The following is a 9,576-nucleotide window of genomic DNA, read 5'->3' as shown; positions in this document are numbered from 1 at the left end:
GCGGGTGACGGCGGCCAGGGCCTCCTCCCGCCGCCCCAGGCCCGCAAGGTGGACGGACCGGTTGTTCAGCGAGCTGGCGAGGTCGGGTAGGAAGGCGTCGGGTCGCTGTTCGGCCAGGATCTGGTAGGTCTCGACGGCGCGGGTGGCGGCGGTCAGAGCTTCCTCCCGCCGTCCCAGATCCGCAAGGCGGTTGGATTGGTTGTTCAGCGAGCCGGCGAGGTCGGGTAGGAAGGCGTCGGGTCGCTGTTCGGCCAGGATCTGGTAGGTCTCGACGGCGCGGGTGACGGCGGCCAGGGCCTCCTCCCGCCGCCCCAGGCCCGCAAGGTGGACGGACCGGTTGTTCAGCGAACTGGCGAGGTCGGGGAGGAAGGCGTCGGGTCGCTGCTCGGCTAGGGCCTTGCGGATCTCGACGGCGCGGGTGACGGCGGCCAGCGCCTCCTCCCGCCGCCCCAGGCCCGCAAGGTGGCCGGAATGGTTGTTCAGGGACATTGCGAGGTCGGGTAGGAAGGCGTCGGGTCGCTGCTCCGCCAGGATCTGGTAGGTCTCGACGGCGCGGGTGATGGCGGTCAGGGCCTCCTCCCGCCGCCCCAGATTCGCAAGGCGGTTCGCCTGGTTGTTCAGCGAGGTGGCGAGCTTGGGTAGGTCGGGATCGTGCCTATCGTGGTGTTTGACCAGGGCCGTGCTGAGGCCGGCGGCCCATTCACTCAGGACCAGGCTGGAGTCTGGTAGGTGGTCGCTGAGGTGGTGCAGCAGGGCGATGTCCTGCGTGGTGCGAGTCAGCTGTGCCAGGGCGGCAATCAGGGGTGCGGGGTGGGGTGTGCGTGTGGCTGTGGTCAGGGCGGCCGGTCCCAGCACGGTCGGGGCGGTGGTGACGGCGTTGCACAAGATGCTGCTGATTACAGCGTGGTGGTGGGGGTGTTGGGCGGTGCGGGCCAGAACAGTCAGGGCCTGCGCGGCAGGTGTGGCGGGTAGGGTGGTCAGGATGCGGGTGAACAGCTCTGGTTCGCGGTCGGCTTGGGTGCCGAGGTGGTATTCGGCGATTCGGTCGGGCTGGAGGCTGCCCCATACCGAGCCTGCCTGGGTCGGGTAGAGATCTGCCAGCCAGGTGGCCAGCGCCCCGCAGACAGCCGCCGCGCTCTCGTCGGTCAGACCAGGGAGTTGGGCCAGGAGTGCTCGGGCGTGCTCACGGTTGGTGGCGGGGACCAGGCAGGCCAGGGCGACGGCGAGAGCGCGGGTTTCGGTTCCGCTGCGTTCGCCGCTCAGGCCCCGTCCGGGGGTGTCGGCGGTCTCGTCCCAGTATTTGCGTTCGTGTCCCAGCAGCCGACCTTCCAACACGGCGGCTGGGCCGGAGGGCTGGGGGATACCGGTGGCGTCCAGCAGGGCGAGGAGGGCGGCCATCTGCAGCGACAGCGGCGTGTCGAACTCGGCACTGGCCAGTGCTGGTAATGCCGCCGCATCAGTGAGACTGGGCAGCAGGGCCGCCCAGTCGGTGGCGGGGAAGAACCGGCGCAGCAGGGTGCTGAAGTCACCGAGGGCCTGCCGGTAGGCGGTGGCGCGCTCTTGCGGGGTGTGGTGTAGGGCCAGGACCGGTGTGACCGTGGCTGTGGCCAGAGCCTGGCCGTGGGGGTGTTCGGTGGCGCGGGTCCACCAGTCGCCTGCGGCGCGGGCCAGGGCCAGCAGGCGTACGGGACTTGTGGCCTGGTCGTGGTCGACCGCTTCCAGCAGTGCGTGGAGTTGCGGGATTCGGGTTTCGGCGTAGTCGACGATGACCAGCAGCGGCCGGCACACCCCGGACAGGGAATCCAGCCGCACTCCCGTGTCGGTGGTCAGGCGGATCGCGGTCCAGCCCTGCCCTGTCATTCGGGTGGCGAGTTCGGCGGCCAGCCGGGTCTTGCCCGCACCGCCCGCGCCGGTCAGCAGCCGAGCCTGCACCACGCTCTGCTCCCACCCCCACATCCCACCCGCTGCCCCGCTGTCAGGGGCGGGGTCCGCCTGCTCTGGGGACGGCTGGCACCAAAGGGTTAGGTCATCGAGGAGGTTTTCGCGTCCCATGAAGGACACCACCGCCTGCTCCGGGCGCAGCAGGTCGGCGGGCGAGCGTGGCGGCCGGGGGCTTGCGGTGCGGTCGGTGAGGTGTTGCAGGTCTGCGGGCTCCAGCAGCATCGCCCGCCCGGTGTGTTCCTCGACCAGCTCCCGCACACTCTGGTCCGACGCCAGCACATAGGCGGGGACGGCCTCCAGCTGGGTGTGGCTCCAGTCGGGCGGATCACCAGCCACCACACCGGTCAGCAGCGGCGCCATCCCCGGTGTACTGCCGCACCACAACGCGGACCCGGACATCCCACCCCACGGCGAAGCGCCCTCGTGAGACTGGGCCCCCATGCTGGCGACCAGGACGTAGCGGTCTCTGTCCCGGCCGCTCTCCGGCAAGACCCGCCCGTCAACCTGCACGAGCGACACCGCATCCCCGCCGGCCTGCCCCACCACCGGATACCCCAGCGCCTGCGCAGGGCAGGCCTGCATGGTCACCAGCCGCCCCCACCGAACCCCAGGCAAGGGCCTGTCCGAGAGATCATCCCCGGCCAGTAGCAGCGCCGCGTCCCACCCCGCAGGACCGTCCTCGAACCGGGACCACACCACCTGGCACGGCACCCGCCCGGCCAAACCCGGCAACTGCACCGACACCTGCCCGTGGTCCTTGAGGACGTGCGCGGCCGTCAGCACCAGCCGCCCGCCCAGCACATACCCAGACCCCCGGGCGTCACCGGACCGCACCACCGCCACCCGCGCCCGCTCCACCCCGCACCTCCCCGTCCCGACAACAGAGCCCAGAGACACCATGCCCCTGGGCCCACACCGTGTGATACAGCCCGCGCTACCCGCCGAACTTCGACCCCAGCATCTCGCCCGTGGCATCCGGCTGATCGGTGTTCACGTGATAGGCGCCGTTGGTCACGGCATCCTTAGGCGTCAGCACCAGCTTCACCCGATGCACCGACGCCTTCGACACCGAAGCCTCCACACCGGCCGACACCACCCACGCCTTCAGCCCGGCCTTGCCCTTGCCCTCCTTACGCATCTCCACCGAGAACTCCAACTCCACCGGCCCCACCTCAAACCGCGGGCCGCTACCGCCACCCGCCGCCGCAGCCACCAACTCCGCCCGCAGGTACTCCACAGCCTCCGCAATCCCGATCTCTTCAGCCACTCCAGACCCCTCCCGCTCGAAGACGCACAACCACCGAACACGCTGGACAGCGCACCCACGCAGACGACCACCACCACCTCAGAAGTTCCCACAACACTTCAACCACCAAAAGGTGATCGAAACGCATCTGAAAACGCCTCACCCCGATCGCAGGCGATCGAAACAGCGCGCTGAAGAGTCAAGGTCGGTGGAACGGCTTTGGGGTGGCGCTGCTTTGGCGCGAGTGATCATGGCCCCGTAAGCTTCCGGCGCGTCGGGCAGTCTGCGGACCTGCCCGGTAAAGCACGACGTTGGGGCCATGATCTTCGAGGCTCGCGCCAAAGTGGCTCCGTAAAGCCGTGGAGCCGACCGCCCCAGCCACGACGTACCCCTTCTCTGACGTCAGGTGGCCGATTGCTGTGCGCGCGGCACGGGCGCCGGCCGGGCTGGAGCGGGACGGAGGCAGGAGCGCAGGCCCGGCCGGGGGTCGGGCCGCGCGCGGGGAGCGGAGCGAGCCGCCTTGAACCCGTAGAGAAAGTTGTAACTCAGTCGGTCGGCTGGTCCGGTCGGGGCTTGAAGTCGTATGCGCAGGAAGACAGTTCCCTGCCTTGAAGTCGTATGCGCAGGAAGACAGTTCCCTGCCTTGACGGTGTGCGAGTGGCAGGAAGATCACCGGTCGGATGGTCCAGGTGATGCGGGTCGTGGCATGAGTGACCGACACCGTGCAGGGCTCGCAGCGCAACAGGGCTCGGCGCGTCTCTATGCGGCCGTCGTACAGCCACTCCCACGCCTGGGCGGATGCGTCCGGGTCGAACGCCGGCGAGATCGTGCGGAGCGCGACCGCAACCCATCTGTCTGCCTGCGGTGCCGAGTAGGCGTCGAACGACCCCCGGAGCTCCAACCCGCCCTCTCCGTCGAGGTCTTGGGTCCAGCACTCGCACCAATAGCCGCGGCGGGCCTCCTCCTTCAGCACGGGCGGTCTCCCGGTCGGGTGCCGGTGAAGAGTTCCGCCGTGACGGTGTAGCCGGCCCTGCTGCCGTGGATGGCGACGCGGTGGGCGAGTGCGGTGACCATGTCCAGGCCCCGGCCGTGTTCGGCCTCGTCGTCCTGGTGCTCGACCTTCGGGGCTGTCCCGGTTCCTCCGCCGTCGGTCACCGACAGGGCGATCACCTGCCGGGAGACTGCGAGGGTCAGGTGGAAGCTGCCGCATTCCAGGCCGCTGGCGGTGTGGAGGATCGCGTTCGCGCTCAGCTCGCTCACGATCAGCTCGGCGTCGTCGGCCAAGGGTGATCCGCGCAGGATGTCGCGGGTCCAGCGGCGGGCCCGGCTGACCTCTTCGGGAAATCCTGGGCAAGTGAGTCCCCAGACGCGGGCGGTGCTCGTATACTCGTGCATACAAGTTCCTTCGTGCTGGTAGGCCGCCATGTGTAGCGGGTTCGGGCTAGACGAGTTTCACGCCGTCGTGGGCGCGGATGGCCGGCGGGGATGCGGCGTCAAGTGCGTCCAGGACGCGGATCGCGTATGCCTCGTCGGCAAGCTCGGTGACTTCTTCGCGGGTGGCCCAGCGCAGGGCGCGGGTCTCGTCGCCGGTGGTCGGTGTGCCGTCGGCCGCTTCGCAGCGGAAGACCAGCGAGACGATCAGGCCCGTCATGTTCTTGTAGACGCCGGTCAGGGTCGCGGGAAGCGCGATCTTGATGCCGGTCTCTTCGAGAACCTCGCGCTGGAGGGCTTCCGGGATGGTTTCCTCGCGCTCGAGGACTCCGCCTGGCGGCTCCCAGTGACCGTTGTCGCGGCGCTTGATCAAGAGGGCGCGGCCCTGGTCGTCGACGATGACTCCCGCGACACTCACGGAGTGCGGACGGTCGGTGCTCACGTTCCTCGGCCCTCTCGGCTGGCTAGGCTCTCCACCGTAGCAACAACAAACGCCCACTCGTCTAGATATCTAAAGGAGTACACGTGCCCTCTCTTCCTTCCGGCCTCCTCGGCGATCTCGACCCCACGAGCGATCGTGCGGTCTTTCGGCAGATCGCCGACCAGCTGCGCGAGGCCATCGACCGGGGGCGTTTCAAGGAGGGCGAGAAGCTGCCCTCGGAAGCGGAACTCGTCGATCACTACGGGGTATCCCGGATGACAGTCCGAAACTCCTTCTCCGTCCTCCAGGGCGAGGGTCTCGTGCACGCCGAGCACGGCAAGGGCGTCTTCGTCCGGCCCCGGCCGCCCGTTCGACGGCTCGCCTCCGACCGCTTCGCCCGGCGCCACCGCGAGCAGGGCAAAGCGGCCTTCATCGTGGAAGCGAACGCCGCCGGCAGTCACCCCCAGGTCGACAGTCTTGAGGTCAAGGAAGAGAAGGCCAGCCAGGACGTCTCGGCCCGGCTGGGGTCCGTGCGGCGGGTGCTGGCTCGTAGGCGCCGGTATCTCCTCGACGGTCGTCCGGTCGAGTTCGCCACGTCCTATCTGCCGCTCGACATCGCGCGCGGTACGCCGATCGCCGAACCCAACCCTGGTCCCGGCGGCATCTACGCCCGTCTTGAGGAGCTGGGTCATCGCCTGGACCACTTCGAGGAGGAGATCCGTGCCCGGATGCCCTCGCCCGCCGAGGTGAAGACGTTGCGGCTGGCCTCCGGTGTGCCTGTCATCCACCTGATCCGGACCGCCTTCGATGCCGCGGGGCGGGCCGTTGAGGTCTGCGACACGGTCATGGCGGCGGATGCGTACGTGCTGTCGTACCAGCTTCCGGCGACGTAATCGGGTGGTTTGCGGTGGTGCGCGGGGGACGCTTCTCCGACTCGTACACCCCAACAGGCATACTCGTATAGACGAGTGGGCAAGTGGTGTGGCAGAGTCGTTCGCGTGAGCCCGAAGATCGGGCTCGCCGGACACATCTTGTCTAGACGAGTAGATAGGGGAAGTTGCCTTGCGTACCATCCGTGTTGAGACCTCGGCCGCGACGATCCTGCTGACGGAGGCTCCTGAGCCCAAGGTCCGGGACCGGCAGACGGGCGAGATCGCCAAGGACGCCGTCAGCGGTGAGGCGCTGATGACGATCGGCGTCGTCTACATCGAGGACGGCGAGTCGTCGCTGATCAAGGTCACCGTGCCTGAAGGCGGTGTGGCCGAGGGGCTGGCGCTGGGGGCGCCGGTCGCGCTGCCGGGGCTGGTCGCCCGGCCGTGGGAGTCGGTGTTCAACGGGCAGCAGCGTCACGGCATCGCCTTCCGCGCCGCCGCCGTGACGCCGGCCGCCTTCCCGGCCGCCATGGGGGCCACCGCCTGATGAGCGACCTGGTGACACTTCTGGAGGTGGGTGGTCCTGTCGCCGTACTCGGCGGCGGGGCCGCCTACGCCCGAGCCAAGCACCCCCGCGTGTACTGGCCCACGGTCGGCCTGCCGATAGCGACCGCCCGGCTCCTCGGCTCCTACGCCTCGGTCATGGAGGCGTGCGGGCTGACCGTGGCGCCGTCCCGGCTGCGGGTCCTCGCCGTCAAGGCCACCACCCGCCGGGAGGTCCGGCCGGTACCGCCTCGCCGGGGGATCATCCGGCCCACCTCGACCGGGCTACGGCTTCGCCTCCGGCTCGCTCCCGGCCAGGAACCGGCGGACGTCGCCGCCTCGGCCGAACGGCTGCGGCACGCCTGGGGCGTTCACGCCGTGTACGTGACGACGGTCAAGCCGGGCGTGGTCGAACTTCGGCTCGTCGGCTTCGACGTGCTGCGCAACGTGCGGATGCCCCGCAAGACCGCCGCCGAGTTCCTCAAGGTGCCCGTGGCGCTGCGGGAGGACGCGACCCCGTTCGTCCGCGACTACCGCACCATTCCCCATCAGCTCACCCTCGGCGCCACGCTGTCGGGCAAGTCCATGTACCTGCGGCACCTGATCACTGGGCTCGCCCGGCAACCCGTCGCGCTGGTCGGTATCGACTGCAAGCGGGGTGTGGAGCTGGCGCCGTTCGCCTCCCGGCTCTCCGCCCTCGCCACCGACCCGAAACAGGCGGCCGACCTGCTGCCCGTGCTCGTCAAGGAAATGGAGGACCGCTACGACCTGATCAAGGCCCGGCAAGGCATCGCGCCGGACACCCCGGACGAGGAGATCACCTCCGACATCTGGGGCCTGCCCGAGGGCGAACGCCCGGTGCCGATCGTGCTGTTCGTCGACGAGGTGGCCGAACTCTTCCTCGTCGCCACGAAGAAGGACGAGGAACGGCGGGACGAGATGGTCACCCAGCTCATCCGCCTCGCCCAGCTCGGCCGCGCCGCCGGGATCTACCTGGAAGTCTGCGGGCAGCGCTTCGGTGCCGAGCTGGGCAAGGGCGCCACCATGCTCCGGGCCCAGCTCACCGGCCGGGTCTGCCACCGCGTCAACGACGAAGCCTCCGCGAAGATGGCCCTCGGCGACATCGCCCCCGAAGCGGTCCTCGCCGCCTGCGCCATCGCTCCCAAGCTGCCCGGCCTGGCCGTGGCCGGTGACACCTCCGGCGGCTGGTCCCGCATCCGCACGCCGTACCTGTCCCTCGGCGACGCCGCCGGGATCTGCCGGGATAACGCACACCTGGTGCCCGACCTGCCCACGCTCAAGCCGTTCCAGCCCTACGTACCCGCACGGCCCGTCGAGTCCCCGGCCCCGGTCGTGCAGCCGCGCCCGGTGACCGACTGAGCCGCACTCCCACTCCGGTCGGCGTGACCGTCTCGCGCCAAGTCCCGACCCCTGCCATGCCTGAACCCGAAAAGGAGCCGCTCCATGCGCGCCCAACTGGCCCGTGTCGACGCGGTGCTCGTCCAGGCACTCATCGCCGCCGCGCTGTCCTTCGCCCACCTGCACGACATCGCCCTGGCGGCCGGACAGGACGGATGGAAAGCCTGGGCCTACCCCGTCTCGGTCGACCTGCTGCTCGTCGCCGCCTGGCGCCGACTGCGCTCCGGTGAGGCGAAAGCGGCCGGGTGGTGCTGGTTCGTCATCGCCCTCGCCGCCTCCCTCGGCGCCAACGTCGCCACCGCCGGCCTCCTCGACATGAACGACGTACCGGCCTGGCTGCGCATCCTCGTCGCGGGCTGGCCCGCCATCGCCTTCCTCGGCGGAACCCTCCTCGCCCACACCACACCGACCGCGGTCGACGAGGACGCCGAGCCTGGGGACGGCTACTTGGGCCTGGAGGACGCCCCCGAAGTCGTCCCGAACCTCGACTCGGAGGCACCGCCGGAACCGCCTCCGACTCCACCCGCCATCGAGCCACCGCCGCCCGAGCGCCCCGCCGTCGCCGTCCCGGCCGCCCTCGTCGAACACTCCCGCAAGGTCGCCGCCGAACACCACGCACGCACAGGGACACCCATCGACACCCCCACCCTCCGCGCCCGCCTCGGCGTCCCCACACCCATGGCCGAAGCCATCGCCGCCCAACTCACCTGACAGACGAGGAGACCAACACCATGCGCCCCTTTATCCAGTCGGCCCTGGAGCGCTCCGCCGAGCTGACCCGCGACAACCGGCTCGTGGACGCCGTGGCCCTCGCCGAAGCCGCAATCAACCGGGCCACCCCCAACGAACACCGAGAGATCGAGCAGTGGCTCACCGACCACGCCCACGACTTCACCGGAAAGGACGCCCGCTGATGTCCCGCCGCTTCCGCAACGTCACCCGCATCGGCCCCGTCCAGGTCGCCACGTCCTACGACGGCCGGGGCCGCGAGAAGCACACCGCCGCCTGCACCGCTCCGCGCTGCGGCTTCTCCGCCGACTACGACAGCCGCGCCGCCGCCGAGCTGGCCGCACGCACCCACCGCTGCCCCGTCCGCTGATCCACCGAAAGGACCCCGTACACCGTGACCGTCAGCCTGCCGCTCGTCGTAGTCCTCGGCCTCTTCGCCTGGGGCGCGGTCAAGTTCCTCGGCGTCCGCACCTGGGTCGTCGTACTGATCGCCCTCTTCGGCTTCTGGCTCTCGCAGACCTTCCTCGCCCCCGCCATCGAGTCCGGCACGCGTACCGGCGTGGACGTCATAAACCGCTTACATGCCTAGACGAGTAGATAGGGAGATCGTGACCGTGTTCCTGCCCAAGTACCCCGACAACCCCACACCGCCGCCCGCGCACACCCACGCCCCGGCCGACCCGGCACCCGTCCGGCGCACGCTCCCGGCGGTCCACATCAGCCCCGCCGTGGTGGCGGCCGTGGTCATGGGCGGTGTCGTCCTTACCGCGCTCCTGGCCGCCGTCGCCGTCTCGGCCATCTCCGTCGCCATCGCGGCTGTGGTCCTGCGCTCCCTGCTCCGCGAGCACAACCGGCGCTGAACCGCGCCAAGCACCTGGGGCGGCACACACGACCAAGCATCTGCCGCCCCAGGGCCACAACTCCTGACCGAGCCAGTCAGAAGGAGACCGCCATCTTCACCCGCACCACACCGC

General features: G+C 69.9%; 12 protein-coding genes and 1 pseudogene. 8 read left to right on the top strand and 5 right to left on the bottom strand.

Annotation, left to right across the window (positions count from 1 at the left end; all coding sequences use genetic code 11):
• From AOK23_RS03815 to AOK23_RS03800, 5 genes and pseudogenes are all read right to left on the bottom strand, one after another.
• A partial coding sequence (locus AOK23_RS03815; protein WP_476718295.1) for a tetratricopeptide repeat protein occupies positions 1 to 2,301 on the bottom strand: 2,301 nt, incomplete at its 3' end.
• 574 nt (positions 2,302 to 2,875) lie between these two features.
• Positions 2,876 to 3,208 (bottom strand): trypco2 family protein, encoded by a 333-nt coding sequence (locus AOK23_RS03810; RefSeq protein ID WP_055711327.1) that lies wholly within the window; start codon positions 3,206 to 3,208, stop codon positions 2,876 to 2,878.
• Positions 3,209 to 3,794: 586 nt separating this feature from the next.
• A pseudogene (locus tag AOK23_RS49345) lies at positions 3,795 to 4,160 on the bottom strand (hypothetical protein); the annotation flags it as partial.
• Positions 4,154 to 4,582, bottom strand: coding sequence for an ATP-binding protein (locus tag AOK23_RS03805; protein ID WP_055711326.1), 429 nt, complete (start codon positions 4,580 to 4,582; stop codon positions 4,154 to 4,156). The gene AOK23_RS03805 and the pseudogene AOK23_RS49345, both read right to left, overlap by 7 nt.
• 46 nt (positions 4,583 to 4,628) lie before the next feature.
• Positions 4,629 to 5,036, bottom strand: coding sequence for an NUDIX hydrolase (locus AOK23_RS03800; protein WP_055711335.1), 408 nt, complete (start codon positions 5,034 to 5,036; stop codon positions 4,629 to 4,631).
• 107 nt (positions 5,037 to 5,143) lie between these two features.
• On the opposite strand from AOK23_RS03800, the gene AOK23_RS03795 reads away from it, so the two are divergent.
• The 8 genes from AOK23_RS03795 (at position 5,144) to AOK23_RS03760 (ending at position 9,462) form a co-directional block, all read left to right on the top strand.
• Positions 5,144 to 5,932, top strand: coding sequence for a GntR family transcriptional regulator (locus AOK23_RS03795; protein ID WP_055711325.1), 789 nt, complete (start codon positions 5,144 to 5,146; stop codon positions 5,930 to 5,932).
• A 169-nt stretch (positions 5,933 to 6,101) separates the two neighbouring features.
• A complete protein-coding gene (locus tag AOK23_RS03790; RefSeq protein WP_055711324.1) occupies positions 6,102 to 6,458 on the top strand; it encodes an SCO3933 family regulatory protein in 357 nt (118 codons plus the stop codon).
• Entirely contained in the window at positions 6,458 to 7,834 is a 1,377-nt protein-coding gene (locus AOK23_RS03785; protein WP_055711323.1) for an FtsK/SpoIIIE domain-containing protein, read from the top strand. The genes AOK23_RS03790 and AOK23_RS03785 overlap by 1 nt, the downstream gene beginning before the upstream one ends.
• An 84-nt stretch (positions 7,835 to 7,918) precedes the next feature.
• Positions 7,919 to 8,584 carry a DUF2637 domain-containing protein gene (locus tag AOK23_RS03780; RefSeq protein ID WP_055711322.1) on the top strand — a complete coding sequence of 222 codons (666 nt, stop codon included), beginning with the start codon at positions 7,919 to 7,921 and terminating at the stop codon, positions 8,582 to 8,584.
• 20 nt (positions 8,585 to 8,604) lie between these two features.
• A complete protein-coding gene (locus AOK23_RS03775) occupies positions 8,605 to 8,787 on the top strand; it encodes a hypothetical protein (RefSeq protein WP_055711321.1) in 183 nt (60 codons plus the stop codon).
• Positions 8,787 to 8,972, top strand: a complete 186-nt coding sequence (locus AOK23_RS03770; protein ID WP_013002340.1) for a mobile element transfer protein — start codon at positions 8,787 to 8,789, stop codon at positions 8,970 to 8,972. The genes AOK23_RS03775 and AOK23_RS03770 overlap by 1 nt, the downstream gene beginning before the upstream one ends.
• 24 nt (positions 8,973 to 8,996) lie before the next feature.
• A complete protein-coding gene (locus AOK23_RS03765; protein ID WP_055711320.1) occupies positions 8,997 to 9,191 on the top strand; it encodes a hypothetical protein in 195 nt (64 codons plus the stop codon).
• A gap of 25 nt (positions 9,192 to 9,216) precedes the next feature.
• Entirely contained in the window at positions 9,217 to 9,462 is a 246-nt protein-coding gene (locus AOK23_RS03760) for a hypothetical protein (protein WP_055711334.1), read from the top strand.
• Positions 9,463 to 9,576: the final 114 nt, after the last annotated feature.

Origin of the sequence: Streptomyces torulosus (assembly GCF_001419765.1) — a bacterium.
Classification (GTDB): domain Bacteria; phylum Actinomycetota; class Actinomycetes; order Streptomycetales; family Streptomycetaceae; genus Streptomyces; species Streptomyces torulosus.
This window is presented reverse-complemented; position numbering and strand designations above follow the sequence as displayed.

Coding starts and splice junctions, on each gene's coding strand:
- AOK23_RS03780 (WP_055711322.1), top strand. CDS start 7,919: ATGCGCGCCCAACTGGCCCGTGTCGACGCGGTGCTCGTCCAGGCACTC.
- AOK23_RS03770 (WP_013002340.1), top strand. CDS start 8,787: ATGTCCCGCCGCTTCCGCAACGTCACCCGCATCGGCCCCGTCCAGGTC.
- AOK23_RS03775 (WP_055711321.1), top strand. CDS start 8,605: ATGCGCCCCTTTATCCAGTCGGCCCTGGAGCGCTCCGCCGAGCTGACC.
- AOK23_RS03805 (WP_055711326.1), bottom strand. CDS start 4,582: ATGCACGAGTATACGAGCACCGCCCGCGTCTGGGGACTCACTTGCCCA.
- AOK23_RS03785 (WP_055711323.1), top strand. CDS start 6,458: ATGAGCGACCTGGTGACACTTCTGGAGGTGGGTGGTCCTGTCGCCGTA.